Annotated in this window: 13 protein-coding genes; 9 read left to right on the top strand and 4 right to left on the bottom strand. The window is 65.4% G+C overall.

Translation table 11 applies throughout. The features are described 5' to 3' along the window. Window positions 1-211 precede the first annotated feature (211 nt). Together FJV43_RS21990 and hisN are read left to right on the top strand one after the other, a co-directional pair. Window positions 212-1,102, top strand: a complete 891-nt coding sequence (locus FJV43_RS21990; RefSeq protein WP_239620914.1) for an N-formylglutamate amidohydrolase — start codon at window positions 212-214, stop codon at window positions 1,100-1,102. Window positions 1,103-1,621: 519 nt separating this feature from the next. Next, complete coding sequence (gene hisN, locus FJV43_RS21985) at window positions 1,622-2,404, top strand: histidinol-phosphatase (protein ID WP_239620912.1); 783 nt, start codon at window positions 1,622-1,624, stop codon at window positions 2,402-2,404. A 46-nt stretch (window positions 2,405-2,450) separates the two neighbouring features. On the opposite strand, the gene FJV43_RS21980 is transcribed toward hisN, so the two are convergent. Continuing rightward, window positions 2,451-3,341, bottom strand: a complete 891-nt coding sequence (locus FJV43_RS21980; RefSeq protein ID WP_239620904.1) for a LysR substrate-binding domain-containing protein — start codon at window positions 3,339-3,341, stop codon at window positions 2,451-2,453. Between the two features lie 88 nt (window positions 3,342-3,429). Here FJV43_RS21980 and FJV43_RS21975 point away from each other — a divergent pair, with 88 nt between their 5' ends. After that, entirely contained in the window at window positions 3,430-4,182 is a 753-nt protein-coding gene (locus tag FJV43_RS21975) for a sulfite exporter TauE/SafE family protein (RefSeq protein ID WP_239620903.1), read from the top strand. A gap of 6 nt (window positions 4,183-4,188) precedes the next feature. On the opposite strand, the gene FJV43_RS21970 is transcribed toward FJV43_RS21975, so the two are convergent. Then, window positions 4,189-4,827, bottom strand: coding sequence for a LysE family translocator (locus FJV43_RS21970; protein ID WP_239620901.1), 639 nt, complete (start codon window positions 4,825-4,827; stop codon window positions 4,189-4,191). Between the two features lie 221 nt (window positions 4,828-5,048). On the opposite strand from FJV43_RS21970, the gene FJV43_RS21965 reads away from it, so the two are divergent. Next, a complete protein-coding gene (locus tag FJV43_RS21965) occupies window positions 5,049-6,845 on the top strand; it encodes a tetratricopeptide repeat protein (protein WP_239620892.1) in 1,797 nt (598 codons plus the stop codon). A gap of 175 nt (window positions 6,846-7,020) precedes the next feature. Then, window positions 7,021-9,828, top strand: a complete 2,808-nt coding sequence (locus FJV43_RS21960; protein WP_239620890.1) for a di-heme-cytochrome C peroxidase — start codon at window positions 7,021-7,023, stop codon at window positions 9,826-9,828. Between the two features lie 127 nt (window positions 9,829-9,955). On the opposite strand, the gene FJV43_RS21955 is transcribed toward FJV43_RS21960, so the two are convergent. Then, a complete protein-coding gene (locus tag FJV43_RS21955; RefSeq protein WP_239620878.1) occupies window positions 9,956-10,903 on the bottom strand; it encodes an alpha/beta hydrolase in 948 nt (315 codons plus the stop codon). Between the two features lie 204 nt (window positions 10,904-11,107). On the opposite strand from FJV43_RS21955, the gene FJV43_RS21950 reads away from it, so the two are divergent. Together FJV43_RS21950 and FJV43_RS21945 are read left to right on the top strand one after the other, a co-directional pair. After that, window positions 11,108-11,572: an Hsp20 family protein gene (locus FJV43_RS21950; protein WP_036036693.1), complete on the top strand. Its 465-nt coding sequence runs from the start codon at window positions 11,108-11,110 to the stop codon at window positions 11,570-11,572. 148 nt (window positions 11,573-11,720) lie between these two features. Beyond that, window positions 11,721-12,491 carry an alpha/beta hydrolase gene (locus tag FJV43_RS21945; protein ID WP_239620870.1) on the top strand — a complete coding sequence of 257 codons (771 nt, stop codon included), beginning with the start codon at window positions 11,721-11,723 and terminating at the stop codon, window positions 12,489-12,491. A 112-nt stretch (window positions 12,492-12,603) separates the two neighbouring features. Here FJV43_RS21945 and FJV43_RS21940 read toward each other — a convergent pair whose 3' ends face one another. Further along, window positions 12,604-13,359: a hypothetical protein gene (locus FJV43_RS21940; RefSeq protein ID WP_239620862.1), complete on the bottom strand. Its 756-nt coding sequence runs from the start codon at window positions 13,357-13,359 to the stop codon at window positions 12,604-12,606. A gap of 490 nt (window positions 13,360-13,849) precedes the next feature. Here FJV43_RS21940 and gltB point away from each other — a divergent pair, with 490 nt between their 5' ends. Continuing rightward, on the top strand, window positions 13,850-18,583 hold the full coding sequence (gene gltB, locus FJV43_RS21935) for a glutamate synthase large subunit (RefSeq protein ID WP_239620860.1): 4,734 nt from the start codon (window positions 13,850-13,852) through the stop codon (window positions 18,581-18,583). 155 nt (window positions 18,584-18,738) lie between these two features. Continuing rightward, complete coding sequence (locus tag FJV43_RS21930; RefSeq protein WP_239620859.1) at window positions 18,739-20,190, top strand: glutamate synthase subunit beta; 1,452 nt, start codon at window positions 18,739-18,741, stop codon at window positions 20,188-20,190. Window positions 20,191-20,341 lie beyond the last annotated feature (151 nt).

Here is a 20,341-nt window from a genome sequence, read left to right as displayed (position 1 = left end):
GAGCCGGACCGGCTGGTCCCCGCCACGATGCCCGCACGGTTAAGACATGTTCCAGCGTTCATCACATCTTTTCGCTTGGCAGAATGGTTGCGATTCCGGACAATGACGACACATAAGAGCCGTTCGACCGGCCGAATCATGGGGTCCGGAGCTTTTCCGGATCGTGCGGCGCCAAGGGGGCGAAGCCTGAGTAGGGACGAAGCTTGAGAAGATGACCCGGTTTGACGGCGACATGTCGCCAGCCTTCGAGATCTTCGAGCCCGCCGAATGGCGCGCGCCTGTCATCTTCAACTCGCCCCATTCGGGCTCGACCTATCCGGACGAATTCCTGGCGGCATCGCGGATCGACCTGCCGACGCTGCGGCGGTCGGAAGACTCGTTCATGGACGAACTGATCGGCCATCTGAGCGACCGTGGCTTCCCGACGGTGCGGGTCAACTTTCCCCGCTCCTATGTCGACGTCAATCGCGAGCCGTATGAGCTCGACCCCCGCATGTTCAGCGGACGGCTGCCGAGCTTTGCCAATACCCGCTCGATGCGCGTCGCCGGCGGCCTCGGCACCATTCCGCGCGTGGTCGGCGACGGCCAGGAGATCTACCGCGACCGCATCCTGGTCGACGATGCGCTCGGGCGGATCGAGACGCTGTACAAGCCCTACCACCGCGCGCTGCGCCGGCTGATCAACAAGGTGCACCAGATGTTCGGCACCGTGGTGCTGGTCGACTGCCACTCGATGCCCTCGGTCGGTGTCAGCAGGGACGAGCCGCGACGGCCCGACGTCGTGATCGGCGACCGCTACGGCACGAGCTGCACGCCGCTGCTTTCAGATCGCGTCGAGGAGACCATGACCGGCCTCGGCTATTCGATCGGCCGCAACAAGCCCTATGCCGGCGGCTTCATCACCGAGCATTACGGCAATCCCGCAAGCGGCCTGCACGCGGTACAGCTCGAGCTCAACCGCGCGATCTACATGGACGAGCGGCGGCGGGAGCGGAGCGCACGGTTTGCGCAAGTGGCCTCCGACTTCGGCGTTCTCGCCGACGTGCTGGCCACCACGATTCCGTTCGCCGATCTCGGCCCGTTCCAGGCCGCGGCGGAATAGGCCGGCGTTTCTTCGCACGATCATGTTGTCTGCGATTGGAGGCGAAAGCGCGCTCGCTTCGCTACGCACGTCGAAGCAAAAAAGAGGCGCAAAGAAAAAAGGGCCGCTTCTGATGAAGAAGCGGCCCAAGTCTAGGGAGGAAACGCCCAAGGAGGGCAGCGGTAACGCCAAGCGCTACCGCACCGCAACAATATGCGACCGCGCCGCACAAAGTGCAAGGCCTTTTGAGCCATTTCCCATGCAATTCACACATGGCTCAGTTGCTTCCAGAGAAACCCAGATTCAGTTTCTTTGATAAGGAAATTCAATGGGTTGATAGTCATTTGCATACCAACGAGGCAACTTCGGAACGAAGTTTTCAACTCAATGATCGATATTTGGCCAGCAGCTGACTGGGATGGGGCAGCGCGCCGCGGCATCCAAAATACCAGGGAGCAAATCAAGACAGCGCTGCACGCGGGGGAGGAATTGAGCTAGGCAGGAGGCCAGCTTCATCCAACTTTCGCTTCGAGGATTCCCGTGACGGTGATCGACTTCTCCGCCTTCATCGGACGGCTCGCCACCGCCTCCGGCGAAACCATCCTGCCGTTCTTCCGCACCTCGCTGTCGATCGACGACAAGAGCAAGACCAAGGATTTCGACCCCGTGACGGAGGCCGACCGCGCCGCGGAGGCAGTGATGCGGCGGCTGATCAGGGCCAATTTCCCTCAGCACGGCATCGTCGGCGAGGAATTCGGCAATGAGCAGGACAATGCCGACTATGTCTGGGTGCTCGACCCCATCGACGGCACCAAATCCTTCATCGGCGGCTTTCCGATCTGGGGTACACTGATCGCGCTGCTGCACAAGGGCGCGCCGGTCTACGGCATGATGCACCAGCCCTTCATCGGCGAGCGCTTCTCCGGCGACAACGGCTCGGCCAACTATAAAGGGCCCTCCGGCGAGCGCCGGCTCCAGGTCCGCCGCTGCGCTTCGCTGTCGGAAGCCACGACCTACACCACCAGTCCGCTGCTGATGAACGAGAGCGACCGCGCCATCTTCGGCCGCATCGAGCAGGGCGCGCGGCTGTCGCGCTATGGCGGCGACTGCTATTCCTACTGCATGCTCGCCGCAGGTCATGTCGATCTCGTGATCGAGACCGAACTGAAGCCCTACGACATCGCGGCGCTGATCCCGATCGTGACCGGCGCCGGCGGCGTCGTCACCACCTGGGAAGGCAAGCCGGCCCAGGGCGGCGGCCGCATCATCGCGGCCGGCGACGCGCGGGTTCACGAAGAGGCCTTGAGGCTCTTGAACCCGTAGCAATCGGGAGAGATGCGCACCACGAGTGCGGCGGCGTTAAATTGCCTCACACCGCCTCTGCCCTCAAATGCTCCACCAGCATCTTGGCCGGCCGCGGCAACGCCTTGAAGCTGCGTGCGCAGATCACGAGCCGCCGGTTGGCCCAGGCATCGCGCAGGCGGACCATGGCGAGCGGCATGGTTCTGGCGCAGCGCCGCGCAGCGGCTTCGGGCACGAGCGCAACGCCGACATCGGCGGCGACCATCTGGCAGATCGCGTCGAAATCGCGCAGGCGCGCGCGGAAATGCGGGCGCAGGCCGAGCCGCGCGGCGTGCTTGGAGATGTGCATCTGCAGCGCGGTGGCGCTGGTCAGGCCGACGAAGTCGCAGGTCCCGGCCTCCTGAAAGTCGATCTGGCGCCGGCCGGCGAACGGGCCACGGCGGGAGGTCACCAGCGTCAGGCGGTCCTCGCTGAAGACGAAGCGCTCGATATGGTCGGGCAGCGCATGCTCGGCGGCGAAACCGAGATCGGCGGCGCCCGTCGTGATCGCCGCCGCGATGTCGGTGCTCTCGCGCTCCTCGATGTCGACGGCGACGTCGCGATGCGCGCGCAGGAAGCCGGCGAGCGCCTTGGGCAGATGCTCCGAGAGCCCCGAGGTGTTGGCGAGCAAGTGCACGCTGGCGCGCAAACCGCTGGCGAAGCCGGCAAGATCGCCGCGCATGGCGTCGATCTGGTGGATGACCAGCCTTGCGTGATCGAGCAGGCTCTCGCCGGCCGCGGTCAGCTCGACGCCGCGACGTCCGCGCTTGAGCAGCGCGACGCCGAGCGCATCCTCGAGCCCCTTGATGCGCGCGCTGGCGGAAGCCAGCGCCAGGTGCGAGCGCTCGGCACCGCCCGTGATGCTGCGCTGGTCGGCAACCGCGATGAAGAGCTGGAGGTCGACGAGGTCGAAGCGCATGCCGTGTCTCCCAGCCTTCGCTCCAGACGAAGGCTTTCTCCGTAACCTCCAGATTGTGCCGGATCGCGGCTTCGGTCAATGTGCCGACATGATCGACCCGCTTCTCATCGTGATCGCCGCCGTCTTCCTGCTCGCCGGATTCGTCAAGGGCGTGGTCGGGCTCGGCCTGCCGACGGTGTCCATGGGCCTGCTCGCGGTGAGCATGGCCCCGAGTCGGGCCATCGCCATCGTCATCGTGCCCGCCATCATCACCAACATCTGGCAGACCTTCGTCGGCCCTTATCTGCGCGACATCCTGAGGCGGCTGTGGCCGCTGATGATCGGCACCGTGGTCGGATGCTGGCTCAATGCCGGCGCGCTGACCGGGCCGCATGCGCGCTACGGCACGATCGTGCTCGGCGTGCTCCTCGTCATCTACGCCGTGATCGGCCTGAACAAATTCCAGTTCCGCGTTTCACGCGGGAACGAGAAGTGGGTCGGCGGCGTGGTCGGAATCGTCACCGGCGTGATCTCGGCCTCGACCGGCGTGCAGGTGATCCCCTCGATGCCGTTCATGCAGGCGATCGGCATGGAAAAGGACGAGCTGGTGCAGGCGCTCGGCGTGTTCTTCACGACGGCGACGCTGGCGCTCGCCTTCAACCTGACCGCGGTCGGATTGTTGACGCCCGCGAATGTCGTGCCCGGCGCCGTGGGCCTCGCCATGGCTTTTGCCGGCATGTTCATCGGCCAATCGGTGCGGGCGCGGATGCCCGCGGAAGCGTTTCGCCGCTGGTTCCTGATCGCGATGATTTTGCTCGGCCTCTATCTTGCCGGCAGCGCGCTGGTGAAGGAATTCGCCTGAGGGACGCTACCGCGTCTCCAGCATGGCGACGCGGATGCCGAGATAGATGAAGAGACCGCCGAGCGCGCGATTGACCCAGGCGACGGCGCCCCCGGACTGCCGCAGCCGGTGCGCGGCCTTGGCCGCGAACGCCGCCAGCACGAGGCACCACAGCGTCCCCGTCGAGATGAAGATCAGGCCGAGCATCAGGAAGGCGAGCGGCTTGTGCGGCGCGTCGGCTGCGACGAATTGCGGCAGGAAGGCGAGGAAGAACAGCGCGACCTTGGGATTGAGCGCGTTGGTGAAGACGCCCTGGAGGAAGACCCGCCGCAATGAGCTCCGCACCGGCTCGTCGATCGCCGACGCCGGCACCGGCACCGGGCGCGACAACAGCATCTGGAGCCCGGTCACGACGAGATAGGCCGCGCCGACCAGCTTCAGGATCGAGAAGGCGGTCGACGAGGCCATCAGCAGGGCCGAAAGCCCGATCGCCGCGCCCGCGACATGGACAAGGCAGCCGCAACTGATGCCCAAGGCGGCAGCGGCGCCGCCCCGCCAGCCCATTTGCATGCTACGGCCGATCACATAGACCGAATCCGGCCCCGGCGTGATGTTCAGCAGCACGCCCGACAGGATGAAAAGCCCGATCTCGTGAATGCCCAGCATGCAAGGTCCCCCGGCGCCCGTCCGGGCGTGCTGATTGCGCTTAGTCGGTTCGCCCGCCCCCGTCCACCGCCGGAATCGCTTAGGATTTGCCTCGAATTTGCAATGCGGATCAGGCTTCCGCTCGGCCTCATCTGCTTTATAAAGGGAGGGTTCTCGAAATGCGGGACTCGAGGCGACTGCCACGCCGTGGCCGGTCCCCTCTCCCTTGGAGCTTCGCGGATATGGAAAGACGTCTGGCCGCCATCGTCTGCGCCGATGTCGCCGGCTATTCGCGCATGATGGGCAGCGACGAGGCCGGCACGCATGCCGCCTTCAAGGCCCATCGCGCGGCGATCCATCCCATCATCCTCAATCACGGCGGCCGCGTCGTGAAGAACACCGGCGACGGCTTCCTGCTCGAGTTTCCCTCGATCGTCGGCGCCACCGAGGCTGCGATCGCGATGCAGACGCTGATGGCGGAGCGCAACCGCCACCTGCCGGCCGACCGCGCCATGCAGTTCCGGATCGGCATCCACATGGGCGACGTCATCGCCGACGAGGACGAGGTCTTCGGTGACGACGTCAACATCGCCGTCCGCCTGGAATCCGTGGCGAGCCCCGGCGGCTTCGCGATCTCGGCCAAGGCCTACCGGGAGGCGAGCAAGCATCTCTCGGTGCCGCTGATCGATGCCGGCAATCATCGCTTCAAGAACATCAAGGATGCGATCGAGGTCTGGACCTGGACGCCCGACGGCGCGCCGGCGCTTGCCCCCGAGCTCCGGGAGGCTTCGGCGCTGTCGCAGCAGTACCGCACCGCGATCGTCGGCGTGCTGCCCTTCGCCAATCTCAGCGACGCCCAGGACGAATATTTCTCCGACGGCCTCACCGAGGACCTGATCCATGCGCTGTCGCTGCAATCCTTCTATCGGGTGCTGAGCCGCAACTCGACCTTCGCCTTCAAGGGCAAGAACACGAGCACCCGCCTGATCGCGCGCGAGATCGATGCCACCTATCTGATCCAGGGCTCGGTACGGCGCGCCGGTGCCAAGATCCGCGTCACCGCCGAGCTGATCGCGCCGGAGACCGGCGAGCAGCTCTGGACCGGCCGCTACGACCGCGACATCGGCGACCTCTTCGCGATGCAGGACGAGATCACGACCAGCCTGTCCGCTGCGATCGCCACCGAGATCGTCCGTGCCGAGGCCTCGGCGCCGGCACGGCTCTCGACCGACGTCTCCGCCTGGGATCGTTTCCTCAAGGGGCTGTCGCACTACTACCGGCAGACCAAGGAGGATCTGACAGTCGCCGTCGACCTGTTCCGCGAGGCCATCCGGCTCGATCCCAAACTGTCGATCGCGCATGCCTATCTGGCCACGATCCAGATCCAGAGCATCCAGTTCGGCTGGGTCAAGGGCACGCGCGAGATGTGGGCCGAGGCGATGAACCTCGCCGAAACCAGTGTCCGGCTCGATCCGCGCTCATCCTTTGCGTTCTCGATCCTGTCCTGGGCGCATGCGATGGAGGGGCACTACGAGGCGGCGCTGGACGCCGCCAAGCGCGCGGTCGCGCTCAACCCCTACGACAATGGCGCGCGCGGCGTGCTCGGCATCTGCCATTTCGTCATCGGCGAGCACCGCGAGGCGATCGAGCTGTTCTCGATGGCCGCGCAACGCGACAACAGCGACCCACGCTACCAATGGGCCGCGCTGAACGCGTTCAGCCATTATCTGTTGCGCCAATATGACGCGACCCTGTCCTGGGCCCGCGAGCAGCTCTACATCAATCCGAACCACATGCAGGCGCTGGCGATCCGCGCCGCGGCGCTGGCGCAACTGGGCCGGACCGACGAGGCGAGCGAGGCCGCCGTCGTGCTCATGGGCAACTACCCGACCCTCAATGTCGATCGTCACTTGCGCAACTTCCACTGGAAGCGGCCCGAGGACATCGCCCATTATCGCGAGGGGCTGCTGAAGGCCGGCGTGCCGCTCGGCAAGCTGACCCTGGTTCAGAGCGACCTCAAACGCGCCGCCGAATCCTGAGAAACTGCCCGCGCCAGTGCCGTCCGGCACCGGCTTTTATTGACAGGACAGTGAATTCAGCCACACTTCGTTGCACGCTGAAGTAGTATATCCTGCTGTCGTTTTGTTAGGACTTTCCGCGCTCTAACAGCTCGCCTGCTTTTTTTTGCGATTCGCTGCTTTCAGGATTTGGGCCATGCATCACCCCGCTTCGAAGCCGCCCTTCGATCCCTCGATTCCGGTCTCGCCGAACAATCCCTGCCCGTTCCTGCGCGGCCTTGTCGGCGAAGGTTTCGTCGACGGCGGGACCGTCCCGCTCAACACGCTGTCGCAGACCATCGCGAATGCGAGCGGCGAGACGGGGCTGAAGAAGGTCTCGGCCCGCATCCAGGTCCGTGGCGTCGCGCTGATCGCCAATGGCGCCTGTCACATCCTGCAAAGCATCTTCTGGGGCGCGCAGCTCAACACGCTGCGCGGCGGCCCGCTCGACAAGCTCGGTGCCGGCTCGCGCATCCTCGGCGTCGACGGTCGCGTCAACGAGGACGAGATCGCGCGGCTCGCCAGTTTCGGCAGCACCTATGCCGATCCCGATGGCGGCACCGAGACCGGGCTCAACGCCTCGCAAATCCAGACCTTCATGAACGACAATCTCAAGCGCGCCGGCAATCAATCGCGATGGTACTACCGGATCCTGATGAAGTTCGAATGGCCGATTCTGCTCAGGATCATGGGCAAGGGTCTGGGTGACGACCGCTATCTCAGCGTGGCCGAGGTGAGGACATTGTTCAACGAGCGCAAATTCCCGGACAGGATCACCCAGAGGGTTGTCGCCCAGCCGGTCAAACCGCCGTCGCTCATCTTTCGCGCCGCCGGCGGCCTCGTCGCCGCGCTCCTCGTCTTTGGCGTCGTCGCGCTACGCTTTCCCGATCAATTCCAGCCGATGCTTCCCGGCATCCTCGGCGACCTCGTGGCGCCGCCATTGCCGAAGCTCGTCGAGCCCAAGGCTGCATACTGGCTCGAGCAGAACTGGGCGCTGGAGGACCGGCACTGGTTTCATCACGCCAGCCAGGGCACCGCGACCTTCCCGGTGCCCTATCGCTGGTTCATGGCGCTCGAGCAGCCGCGGCTACATTTCTTCGCAAAGCCCGGGATGCTGCATGACAGCGACCATCTGCAGCGCTTCGGCTTCATCCCGAGCCCGCAGACGATCAACACCGACGATGCCACGCTACGCCGGTTCGGCTACGCCAACGTCTACGACAAGACCAAGCCGGTACCGGCGCGGCTTTGGGATCCGCCAGTCAATTGGGGGGCCCAGGCTGAAAATGTCGACGGCCTGCCCGTCGGCTTTGCGCGCATGACCGGCGTCGCCGATCCCGCGACCGGCCAGATCGGCGAGGACCGGATCGGCCTGACCTGCGCCGCCTGCCACACCGGCCAGATCCAATACAAAGGTATCGCCATCCGCTTCGACGGCGGTCCGGCCATGACCGACCTGAGGAAGCTCGAGGTCACGACCGGTCTGTCGATCGCCTACACGCTGCTCGTGCCAGGTCGCTTCACACGCTTCGCCGATCGTGTGCTCGGCACCTCCGCCAGCGCTGAGGATCGCGATGCACTGAAGCAGAAGCTGCGCACGATCAGCACATTCCTGATCGACTGGGAGAAGACCTACGCGAAAACCATCGCCGGCAAGACGAGGCTCAACCCGAAGACAAAGCGGGAAGAGCCGCAAGAGAACACCGAGGAGGGATATGGTCGTCTCGACGCGCTCAACCGCATCGGCAATCAGGTCTTCGCCCAGGACATGGCGATCAGCGGCCTCAGCGGCTTCGAAAAGAACCTGCATGCCCAGGACGCGCCGGTCAGCTTCCCGCCGATCTGGACCGTGCCCTGGCTCAAATACGCGCAATATGACGCTTCGATCGAACAGCCGCTGATCCGCAATGCCGGCGAAGCGCTGGGCGTGACCGCGCTGCTCAATCTGTCCGACAATACCCCCAAGGACAGGCTGTTTCGCTCCTCGATGGACATCAAGAATTTGAACTGGATCGAGGATCTGCTGAAGGGGTCGCCGCCCCATCCGAAGAAGCAGCTGTCCGGACTGACATCGCCGAAATGGCCGTCGGACATCTTTGGCGATGCTGCCTGGAAGATCGATGACGAGCGCGTCAAGCGCGGCCGTAAGCTCTATGCGGAGCTCTGCGCCGAATGCCATCTCGGTCCGGTCGACGACAAGGCGTTCGACGCCGAGTTTCCGGCCCAGAGCATCTGGTCCTCGCCACGCTGGGAGACCATCGGCAACGACAAATTCCTCAACGAGGTTCAGAAGAGCGTCAAAGGCATGGGCACCGACCCCGCTCAGGCGGGCGTGCTGGCGACGCGAACGGTTCAGGTGCCGGGCTTCCTCAAGCTCGACCCCGCGCAGAATCTCAACGCCTGGTGGAACTGCAATCTGCCGGATATTTCGTCGACCGACATGCCGTACTCGCTTGGCCTGATGGTGCTCGTCGACATCGTCAGCCGCAAGGCGATGGACGATGCGAAGATCGACCCGAAGGTTCAGGATGCCTGGTGGGGCAAGCGCAAGAACTGCCCGAATCCCGGTCCGCAGCCGGCCGACAAGAACGAGCCAGGGCCCTGGTATCGCGCGCGCCCGCTCAACGGTGTTTGGGCCACCGCGCCTTACCTGCACAACGGATCGGTACCCTCGCTCTATTGGATGCTGAGCCCCGCGGCCGAGCGCCCCAAATCGTTCTGCATGGGTGGCGGCCGCGACTATGATCCGAAGCAGGTCGGCTTCGCAGTCACTGACGGCGAGAGCTGCAAGACCGGGCAGACGCGCTTCTCGACGCGAGCGTCTGATGGCACTGACCTGTTCGGCAACAGCAATCTCGGCCATTCGTTCGACGGCACGCCAGGCCCCGGCAAGGACGGCACCATCGGCCGCCCGCTCAAGGAGCAAGAGCGCTACGACCTGATCGAGTATTTGAAGACGCTGTGAATTATCTCGTCGTCACGGCCGGGCTTGTCCCGGCCATCCACGACCTTTGCTGCGGCACCAAGAACGTGGATTGCCCGGGACAAGCCCGGGCATGACGAGTTCGTGGCACGATCCCTCGCTCAAGCGCTCACTTGAACAGCGGCGTGCCCGGGACGAAGGCGTCGAAGGCCGCCCAGAACTGGGAGCGGTAGCGGTCCTGCTCCTGCAGGATCTCGTGCTTGGAGCCGGCGATCACGAGATGGGAGCCGGCGCGCAGGTGATAGGCAAACTCCTCGATCGCCGCGGTCGAGACCACGGTGTCATTGGAGGCCGCCAGCATCAGGATCGGCTGGCGGATCCGGGAGGGGTAGTTCACGCGCTTGAAGGTGTGCATCGCGCGGAAGGCGGTATCGGCCCAGGCGACCGTCGGTGACGCCAGTCCGAGCGTCGGATCCTCCTCCAGGATCGCGGCATTGCGCGCATAGCGCACGGGATCGCTGGTCAGGGGATTGTTGATGAAGGGATCGAGCCCGGTGAGGCGGTCGCTGCCGCCGGGAACGTAGCGGCCGCCCTGCCCGAGCAGGCGCATCGTCTTGAGCAGCGCACGCACCGGGAACGAGGTGGTGCGCCCCGGCAGGTCGATCATCGGGGCCGACAGCACCATGCGGTCGAACCAGCGCTTGCCGGCATGCGCCACCCGCAGCATCACCGTGCCGCCCATGGAATGGGCGAGCGCGAAGAAGGGCGGCGGGCAATCCGGCAGCACCACCTGCTGCACGAAGGTCTCGACGTCGATCTCGAAATCGGAGAAGTCGCGCACATAGCCCTTGCGCGGATCGCGCAGGCGGCGCGAGGAATGGCCCTGCCCACGCCAGTCGATCATCGCCACCGCAAAGCCGCGGTCGCGCAGGTCGCGCACGGTCTCGAAATATTTCTCGATCTGCTCGCTGCGGCCGGTGAAGACGCAGACGGTGCCCTTGCGACCCGCCGGCGGCGCCCAGCGCGCAAAGCGCAACTCGGCGCCATCGGGGGTCCTGATGGTGCCGCTGACGACGTTTTCGGGAACCGGATTGGACGGGATCGAGACCAGCGTCATAGGCGGGAAGTACTGCAATCAAGGGGCTAAAGCGCCGAAAAGGCGCAAATGCCGCCCTCTTGAACGCCGTCTCGTTCCACCCATATCATTTTCGTGCAGGCCGCTACCAGTGTTTCGGAACCGGAACATCAGGCTGCACACAGACGAAAGCCCGGCCCGATGGCGGGCGGGTTACCTAACAGTCGCTCAATGGAGGACTTGACCATGCGTAGCTACGATCTCACCCCCTTCTATCGTTCCACCGTCGGCTTCGACCGCCTCTTCAGCCTGCTCGACCAGGCCAGTTCGGACGGCAGCCCCGGCTATCCCCCCTACAACATCGAGCGTACCGGCGAGAACGCCTACCGCATCACCGTTGCGGTCTCGGGCTTCGCCAAGGATGAGCTCTCCATCGTCGCGAAGGAAAACACGCTGACGATCAAGGGCGAGAAAGTCGCCAACGAGAACTCGAAGTCCGAAGTGCTCTACCGCGGCATCGCCGCGCGCGCCTTCGAGCGCGCCTTCCAGCTTGCCGACTTCGTGCAGGTGAAGGACGCTTCGCTCGAGAACGGGCTGCTTCACGTCGACCTCGTACGCGAGATTCCCGAGGCGAAGAAGCCGCGCCAGATCGCGATCAACGCCGGCGCCAAGGCGCAGGTGATCGAGAACTCGGCCGCGCAAGCCGCCTGAGCCAAGCGACTTCCAGGTTGCGAAAGCGCCCCGGTGCCCCGGGGCGCTTTTTCGTCATGCATTGCATCACAGAGCGGTGAAGCCGCGTAACGCCGCCATCGCTCCCTCCGTCCCTTGGGCATCGAACTCAAACAAGATGGAGAAGATCATGTCACTCTGGCGCAGCCTTTTCGTCGCCGCGAGCCTTCTGGCGGCTCCCCTCGGCCTTGCTCACGCGCAGACACCTGCGACGGTCAAGGCGAAGAACGTCGTGCTGGTGCACGGCGCCTGGGCTGACGGGTCGAGCTGGTCGGAGGTGATCCCGATCCTCCAGGCTGCAGGCTTGCATGTGACCGCCGTGCAGAATCCGCTGTCGTCGCTCGCGGACTCCGTCGAGGCGACCAGGCGTGCGCTGGCCGAGCAGGAAGGGCCGACCGTGCTGGTCGCGCATTCCTGGGGCGGCACTGTGATCAGCCAGATCGGCGCTGACCCGAAGGTCACCGGGCTCGTCTATGTCGCCGCCCGCGCGCCCGATGCGAACGAGGATTTCGTGGCTCTGTCGAAGCAATTTCCGACCGGGCCCGCGCGCGCCGGCATCGTCGAGCGCGACGGCTACACCAAGCTCTCGGAAGAGGCCTTCCTGAAATACTTCGCCAATGGCGTGAAGCCGAAGCAGGCCAGGGAGCTCTATGCGGTGCAATGGCCGACGGCGGCCTCGATCTTCGCCGGCCGCACCACGGAAGCGGCGTGGCACGCCAAGCCGAGCTGGTACGCGGTGTCGAAGAACGACTACACCATCAACCCCGATTTCGAGCGCTTCCTCGCCAAGCGCATGAACGCCACCACGATCGAGCTCGATGCCGGCCACCTCTCGCTGGTATCGCATCCGAAGGAGGTCGCGAATCTGATCCTGGACGCGGCGGGGTATCCGAGAAGCTGAGCGGCGATCGCTTTGATGCAAAAGGCGCCTGAGCATCTCAGGCGCCTTTCGTTTCCTCCAGCTCTCTCCCAACCGTGAGTCTTGGGTGGCGCGTCGCGCCGAACTCTCGGTGCTAATCCAGCCCCTGCGCGGCCGGCATCTCCTGCGTCGGCAGGATGGTCGGGGCAGGCTTGGCCTGGCCGACGGTTGGCGCGGCTGCATCGGCGGGCTTGGCCTGCGCGGCGGCCGCTTGCTGCGAAGGCTGGGCCTGCGTGGCCTGCGCCTGCTGCGGTGCGGGTTCAGCCGGCTTCGCGGCAGCGACCGGCGTCTCGGCGCGCCGCGGGGCGGCCTTGGGCAGCGGCACGGCGCGGCTTGCCACATGCGGGATCGGAGCCGGCGGGCGCGGCGGGCCGCTGCGGATCACGGTCGGCGGCGGCAGCGCGCTTTGCGGTCCGTAAGGCGCGACCGCGCGTTCGTCATAGGCGGGCGCCATGCCGTAGGCGTCAGCGGCGGGCATGAAGCGGATGATCCGCCCGTCGCGGGCGTCGATCATGAGCCGGCCGTCGTCGCCGCGGCGGTCGACCACCGCGATGGTGTAGACACTGCCGCGCAGGCGCGGGATGCCGAGCGGCAAGAAGCCGTTTTCGCGCAGCACCGCGTAAACCTCGGTTGACGGCAACAATACCGGCGCCGGACCGCGTTCCTCGTAGCCATAGCCGTAACCGTAACGCGGCGGCGGCGGGACGGCCTCCGGCGCGTAGGGTCCGTCGAAATCCGACACCGTGACGACGGCTCCTCTCGCGATACCGCTGGCGGGAACCTGGGCGTGGCCCGCACTTGCAGCCAACGCCAGCGCGGCGGCGGCCACACATCCTGTGAAAAACTTCATGGTCGAGACGCTCCTGTCAGGCCCCCCGATGGCCGCCCTCTTTCGCTTCTCGCGGCGTGGCGCGCCTTCCGAAGGGTTGATCCGAAGCTTCATTGGGGATTCCGGCGCGCGCGGGGCCGGATCAGGGCGCGTTTGCTTCAAAACCGGGGCCGCGCAACTTTTGGAAAGCGATTGATTGACATATCGGGAATCGGGACTTCCGCGCGCTTGTGTGCTAGACAAAAATTTGGCAAGGTGATGTTTAGGACAGGAAGACTGTCTCAATTTTGCGTGCGGTTCCGGCACAGGGATTGCAGCGAAAACCGGTGCTCTCGAGCGTCGGCAAGGTACCAGGCAAAGCCGTTCTCGGGGACGAAGAGCGCCTAGGCCTGAATTTAAGAAAATGCGGCTCGCAGCGGACGAGCGGTGGCCCAGGAGCGGGTGCCGCGGGACACCCAAGGTGCGCCGAAGTTGGCGGTGAGGCAGCTTGCCGCATGGAGAGGACAGAGCAATGAACGGGTCGCAATTCGAGCGCGCAAACATCGTGGCAGAAGAGCTGTCGGCGACGGTCGCCTCGAAAACGACCGACCCGATTCAGGAACACAATTCGCGTCCCGAAGCCGAGGGCCTCTACGATCCGAGCCTGGAGAAGGATTCCTGCGGTGTCGGCTTCATCGCCAACATCAAGGGCAAGAAGTCGCACGAGATCGTCTCGGACGCGCTGAGCATCCTCTGCAATCTCGAGCATCGCGGCGCCGTCGGTGCCGACCCCCGCGCCGGCGACGGCGCCGGCATCCTGGTGCAGATTCCGCACGCCTTCTTCAGCCGCAAGGCCAAGGAGCTCGGCTTTGCGCTGCCGGGTCCCGGCGAATACGCCATCGGCGCGCTGTTCCTGCCGCGCGACACCGCCTGGCGCAACGTCATCAAGAGCATCATCGCCGACCAGATCAGGGAAGAGGGCCTGACCCTGCTCGGCTGGCGCGACGTGCCGACCGACAATTCCTCGCTCGGCGTCACCGTGAAGCCGACCGAGCCCGCCTGCATGCAGGTGTTCATCGGCCGCAACGGCACCGCCAAGACCGAGGACGAGTTCGAGCGCCGCCTCTACATCCTGCGCAAGTCGATCTCGCAGGCGATCTACCAGCGCCGCGACCGCGGCCTTGCGGGCTATTATCCCTGCTCGATGTCCTGCCGCACCGTGATCTACAAGGGCATGTTCCTCGCCGACCAGCTCGGCAAGTACTATCCCGACCTGCACGAGCAGGATTTCGAGAGCGCGCTCGCCCTCGTTCACCAGCGCTTCTCGACCAACACCTTCCCGGCCTGGTCGCTGGCGCATCCCTACCGCATGATCGCGCATAACGGCGAGATCAACACGTTGCGCGGCAACGTCAACTGGATGGCAGCGCGGCAGGCCTCGGTGAGCTCCGAGCTGTACGGCAAGGACATCAACCGGCTCTGGCCGATCTCCTATGAGGGCCAGTCCGACACCGCCTGCTTCGACAACGCGCTCGAATTCCTGGTGCAGGGCGGCTACTCGCTGCCGCACGCGGTGATGATGATGATTCCGGAGGCGTGGGCCGGCAATCCCTTGATGGATGAGAAGCGCCGCGCCTTCTACGAATATCATGCCGCGCTGATGGAGCCGTGGGACGGCCCCGCCGCGATCGCCTTCACCGATGGCCGCCAGATCGGCGCCACGCTCGACCGCAACGGCCTCAGGCCCGCGCGCTATCTCGTCACCAAGGACGACCGCATCGTGATGGCGTCCGAGATGGGCGTGCTGACGATCCCCGAGGACCAGATCATCACCAAGTGGCGCTTGCAGCCCGGCAAGATGCTGCTGGTCGACCTTGAGCAGGGCCGCCTGATCCCCGACGACGAGATCAAGGCCGAACTCGCCAGGAGCCATCCCTACAAGGAGTGGCTGGAGCGGACCCAGATCGTGCTGGAGGAGCTGCCGAAGGTTGCGACCACCGGCGTGCGCTCGAACCTGTCGCTGCTCGATCGCCAGCAGGCGTTCGGCTACAGCCAGGAAGACATCACCATCCTGATGACGCCGATGGCCGCCACCGGCGAGGAAGCCGCGGGCTCGATGGGCAACGACACGCCGATCTCGGCACTGTCGGACAAGGCCAAGCCGCTGTTCACCTATTTCAAGCAGAACTTCGCGCAGGTCACCAACCCGCCGATCGACCCGATCCGCGAGGAGCTGGTGATGAGCCTCGTCTCGATCATCGGACCGCGGCCGAACCTGTTCGACCTCCAGGGCATGGCCACGACCAAGCGCCTCGAAGTGCGCCAGCCGATCCTGACCGATGCGGATCTGGAAAAGATCCGCTCGATCTCGGAAGTGGCCGAGTCGCATTTCAAGTCGCGCACGCTGGACACCACCTTCCACGCCGGCCTCGGCGCGGCCGGCATGGACCAGGTGCTCGACGAGCTCTGCGCGCGCGCGGAAAGCGCCGTGCGCGAGGGCGTCAACATCATCATCCTGTCCGACCGCATGGTCGGCACCGACCGCGTGCCGATCCCCTCGCTGCTGGCCTGCGCCGCCGTGCATCATCACCTGATCCGCACCGGCCTGCGCACCTCGGTCGGCCTCGTCGTCGAATCCGGCGAGCCGCGCGAGGTGCATCATTTCGCCTGCCTCGCGGGCTACGGCGCCGAAGCGATCAATCCGTATCTGGCGTTCGAGACCATCATCGCGATGAAGGACCGCCTGCCCGGCTCGCTCGACGACTATGAGATCGTCAAGCGCTACATCAAGTCGATCGGCAAGGGCCTGCTCAAGGTGATGTCCAAGATGGGCATCTCGACCTACCAGTCCTATTGCGGCGCGCAGATCTTCGACGCGGTCGGTCTCAAGGCCGACTTCGTCGGCAAGTTCTTCGCCGGCACGCATACCCGCGTCGAGGGCGTGGGTCTGGCCGAAATCGCGGAAGAAGCCGTGCGCCGTCATGCCGACGCGTTCGGCGAGGCGCTCGTCTACAAGAGCGCGCTCGATGTCGGCGGCGAATACGCCTATCGCAGCCGCGGCGAGGACCATGCCTGGACCGCCGAGTCGGTGTCGCTGTTGCAGCACGCCGCGCGCGGCAATTCGCAGGAGCGCTACCGCGCCTTCGCCAAGATCCTCAACGAGCAGTCGGAGCGGCTGCTGACGCTGCGCGGCCTGTTCCGGATCAAGAACGCGGAGGAGGAGAAGCGCAAGCCTGTGCCGCTCGACCAGGTCGAGCCGGCCAAGGACATCGTCAAGCGCTTCGCCACGGGCGCGATGAGCTTCGGCTCGATCTCGCGCGAGGCGCACACCACGCTCGCGATCGCCATGAACCGGATCGGCGGCAAGTCGAACACCGGTGAAGGCGGCGAGGAAGCCGACCGCTTCAAGCCGATGCCGAACGGCGATTCCATGCGCTCGGCGATCAAGCAGGTCGCCTCCGGCCGCTTCGGCGTCACCACGGAGTATCTCGTCAACTCCGACATGATGCAGATCAAGATGGCGCAAGGCGCCAAGCCCGGCGAGGGCGGCCAGTTGCCCGGCCACAAGGTCGACGCCACCATCGCCAGGGTCCGGCACTCGACGCCGGGCGTCGGCCTGATCTCGCCGCCGCCGCACCACGACATCTACTCGATCGAGGACCTGGCGCAGCTGATCTACGACCTCAAGAACGTCAACCCGACGGGCGACGTCTCGGTCAAGCTCGTCTCCGAGATCGGCGTCGGCACGGTGGCCGCGGGCGTTGCCAAGGCGCGCGCCGACCATGTCACCATCGCGGGCTTCGAGGGCGGCACCGGCGCTTCGCCGCTGACCTCGATCAAGCACGCCGGCTCGCCCTGGGAGATCGGCCTCGCCGAGACCCATCAGACCTTGGTGCGCGAGCGGCTGCGCAGCCGCATCGTGGTCCAGGTCGACGGTGGCTTCCGCACCGGCCGTGACGTCGTGATCGGCGCGCTGCTGGGTGCCGACGAGTTCGGCTTTGCCACTGCGCCGTTGATCGCGGCCGGCTGCATCATGATGCGCAAGTGCCATCTCAACACCTGCCCGGTCGGCGTCGCGACGCAGGATCCCGTCCTGCGCAAGCGCTTCACCGGCCAGCCCGAGCACGTGATCAACTACTTCTTCTTCGTTGCCGAGGAAGTCCGCGAGATCATGGCAAGCCTCGGCTTCCGCACCTTCAACGAGATGGTCGGCCAGGTGCAGCTGCTCGACCAGACCAAGCTGGTCGCGCACTGGAAGGCCAAGGGCCTCGATTTCTCCAAGCTCTTCGTCAAGCAGAAGGAAGAGAAGGGCCAGAAGATCTATCACTCCGAGCGCCAGAACCATCATCTGGAGGCGGTGCTCGACCGCATGCTGATCGAGCGGGCGCAGCCCGCGCTCGACCGCGGCGCGCCGGTGAAGATCGAGGCGGCGATCAACAGCACCAACCGCTCCGCCGGCGCCATGCTGTCGGGCGCGGTGGCCAAGATCTACGGCCATGCCGGCCTGCCGCACGACACGATCCATGTCAGCCTCAAGGGCACCGCCGGGCAGGCCTTCGGCGCGTGGCTCGCCCACGGCGTCACCTTCGAGCTCGAGGGTGAAGGCAACGATTATGTCGGCAAGGGCCTCTCGGGCGGCAAGATCATCGTCAAGCCGCCGAAGAACTCCGCGATCGTGCCGGAAGAGAGCATCATCGTCGGCAACACCGTGATGTACGGCGCGATCGAGGGCGAATGCTACTTCCGCGGCATCGCCGGCGAACGTTTTGCCGTGCGCAATTCCGGCGCCGTGGCGGTGGTCGAAGGCGCGGGCGATCATTGCTGCGAATACATGACCGGCGGTATCGTCGTCGTGCTCGGCAAGACCGGGCGCAACTTCGCGGCCGGCATGTCCGGCGGCATTGCGTACGTGCTGGACGAGACCGGCGATTTCGACCGGCTGTGCAACATGGCGATGGTCGAGCTCGAGCCGGTGCTGTCGGAAGAGCTGATCAACGCCGGCACCTATCACCACTCCAGCGACCTCGAGGCGCACGGCCGGGTCGACGTGTTCAAGAACCTGCTCGCCTCCGACGTCGAGCGCCTGCACGTGCTGATCTCGCGCCATGCCAAGGCGACCGGCTCCAAGCGTGCCGCCGACATCCTTGCCAATTGGAAGGAATGGCTGCCCAAGTTCCGCAAGGTGATGCCGGTCGAGTACCGGCGCGCGCTGCGCGAGATGGCCGCCAACGCGGACGCCGAGCCGAAAATCGCGATCGGGGCGTAATAAAAGCCCTCATGGTGAGGAGCGCGAAGCGCGTCTCGAACCATGAGGTCACCATGTGGGCCTCCATCCTTCGAGACGCGGCGCGAAAGAGCGCCGCTCCTCAGGATGAGGAGTGAGAGAACAAACGAATTTAAGCGGCAGGGACTTCGGGTTTAATGGGCAAGATCACGGGTTTTCTGGAAATCGAACGGCACGACCGCAAGTACACTCCGGTCGCCGAGCGCGTGAAGCATTACAAGGAATTCGTCGTTCCGCTGTCCGAGAAGGAAGTGCGCGACCAGGCCGCGCGCTGCATGAACTGCGGCATTCCCTATTGCCACGGCACCGGCTCGGTGGCGCCCGGCACGCCCGGCTGCCCGGTCAACAACCAGATCCCGGACTGGAACGACCTCGTCTATCAGGGCAACTGGGAAGAGGCCTCGCGCAATCTGCATTCGACCAACAATTTCCCGGAGTTCACGGGGCGCATCTGTCCTGCGCCGTGCGAGGCGTCCTGCACGCTCAACATCGACGACAACCCCGTCACCATCAAGACCATCGAATGCGCGATCGTCGACCGCGCCTGGGACAATGGCTGGCTGAGGCCTGAAGTCGCCGCGGAGAAGACCGGCAAGAAGGTCGCGGTGATCGGCTCGGGTCCGGCCGGCATGGCCTGTGCGCAGCAGCTGGCGCGCGCCGGCCACGACGTCCACCTCTACGAGAAGTACGCCAAGGCTGGCGGCCTGCTGCGCTACGGCATCCCCGACTTCAAGATGGAGAAGAGCGTCATCGACCGCCGCGTGGCGCAGATGGAAGCCGAAGGCGTCACCTTCCACTACAACAGCCATGTCGGCGCCGAGGGCAATGTCGATCCGCGCGAGATGCTCAACGAGTACGACGCGGTGGCGTTGACCGGCGGCGCCGAAGCCCCGCGCGACCTGTCGATCCCCGGCCGCGAGCTGTCAGGCATCCACTACGCCATGGACTTCCTGCCGCAGCAGAACCGCCGCGTCTCCGAGGAGCCGCTCGGCGGCGTCCAGGAGATCCTGGCCGGCGGCAAGCATGTCGTGGTCATCGGCGGCGGCGACACTGGCTCCGACTGCATCGGCACCTCGCTGCGCCAGGGCGCGCTCTCGGTGACCCAGCTCGAGATCATGCCCGCGCCGCCCGAGCGCGAGAACAAGGGCCTGACCTGGCCGAACTGGCCGCTGAAGATGCGGACGTCCTCCAGCCAGGCCGAAGGCGCGATCCGTGAATACGCGGTGCTGACCCAGAAGTTCTCGGGCGAGAACGGCCAAGTCAAGAAGCTGCACTGCGTGCGCGTCGACGACAAGTTCAAGCCGCTTCCCGGCACCGAGTTCGAGCTCGATGCCGACCTCGTCCTGCTCGCAATGGGCTTCGTCCACCCGGTGCACGAAGGCCTGCTCAAGCTGCTCGCGGTCGACCTCGACCCGCGCGGCAACGTCAAGGCCAACACGCTGGACTACCAGACCTCGCGCCCGAACGTGTTCACCGCCGGCGACATGCGGCGCGGCCAGTCGCTGGTGGTCTGGGCGATCCGCGAGGGACGACTGTGCGCCCGGTCGATCGATACGTTCCTGATGGGGAAGACGGACCTGCCGCGGTAGCTGCGGCTCGCTCGGCTGCCGGCTTCAAACGATGCTGTCATCGTCCGCGAAGGCGGACGATCCAGTATTCCAGAAGCCCGCGTTCGAGAGCGCGCACTCACCACATCCACTGCAGCGTACTGGATGCCCGCTTTCGCGGGCATGACGACGG

The organism is Bradyrhizobium sp. I71, assembly GCF_022354745.1.
GTDB lineage: Bacteria > Pseudomonadota > Alphaproteobacteria > Rhizobiales > Xanthobacteraceae > Bradyrhizobium > Bradyrhizobium liaoningense.
This window is presented reverse-complemented; position numbering and strand designations above follow the sequence as displayed.

Excerpts from the sequence above, each read along its gene's own strand:
- FJV43_RS21990 (WP_239620914.1), top strand. The coding sequence starts at position 212 with ATGACCCGGTTTGACGGCGACATGTCGCCAGCCTTCGAGATCTTCGAG.
- FJV43_RS21980 (WP_239620904.1), bottom strand. The coding sequence starts at position 3,341 with ATGCGCTTCGACCTCGTCGACCTCCAGCTCTTCATCGCGGTTGCCGAC.
- FJV43_RS21975 (WP_239620903.1), top strand. The coding sequence starts at position 3,430 with ATGATCGACCCGCTTCTCATCGTGATCGCCGCCGTCTTCCTGCTCGCC.
- FJV43_RS21970 (WP_239620901.1), bottom strand. The coding sequence starts at position 4,827 with ATGCTGGGCATTCACGAGATCGGGCTTTTCATCCTGTCGGGCGTGCTG.
- FJV43_RS21965 (WP_239620892.1), top strand. The coding sequence starts at position 5,049 with ATGGAAAGACGTCTGGCCGCCATCGTCTGCGCCGATGTCGCCGGCTAT.
- FJV43_RS21960 (WP_239620890.1), top strand. The coding sequence starts at position 7,021 with ATGCATCACCCCGCTTCGAAGCCGCCCTTCGATCCCTCGATTCCGGTC.
- FJV43_RS21955 (WP_239620878.1), bottom strand. The coding sequence starts at position 10,903 with ATGACGCTGGTCTCGATCCCGTCCAATCCGGTTCCCGAAAACGTCGTC.
- FJV43_RS21950 (WP_036036693.1), top strand. The coding sequence starts at position 11,108 with ATGCGTAGCTACGATCTCACCCCCTTCTATCGTTCCACCGTCGGCTTC.
- FJV43_RS21945 (WP_239620870.1), top strand. The coding sequence starts at position 11,721 with ATGTCACTCTGGCGCAGCCTTTTCGTCGCCGCGAGCCTTCTGGCGGCT.
- FJV43_RS21940 (WP_239620862.1), bottom strand. The coding sequence starts at position 13,359 with ATGAAGTTTTTCACAGGATGTGTGGCCGCCGCCGCGCTGGCGTTGGCT.
- gltB (WP_239620860.1), top strand. The coding sequence starts at position 13,850 with ATGAACGGGTCGCAATTCGAGCGCGCAAACATCGTGGCAGAAGAGCTG.
- FJV43_RS21930 (WP_239620859.1), top strand. The coding sequence starts at position 18,739 with ATGGGCAAGATCACGGGTTTTCTGGAAATCGAACGGCACGACCGCAAG.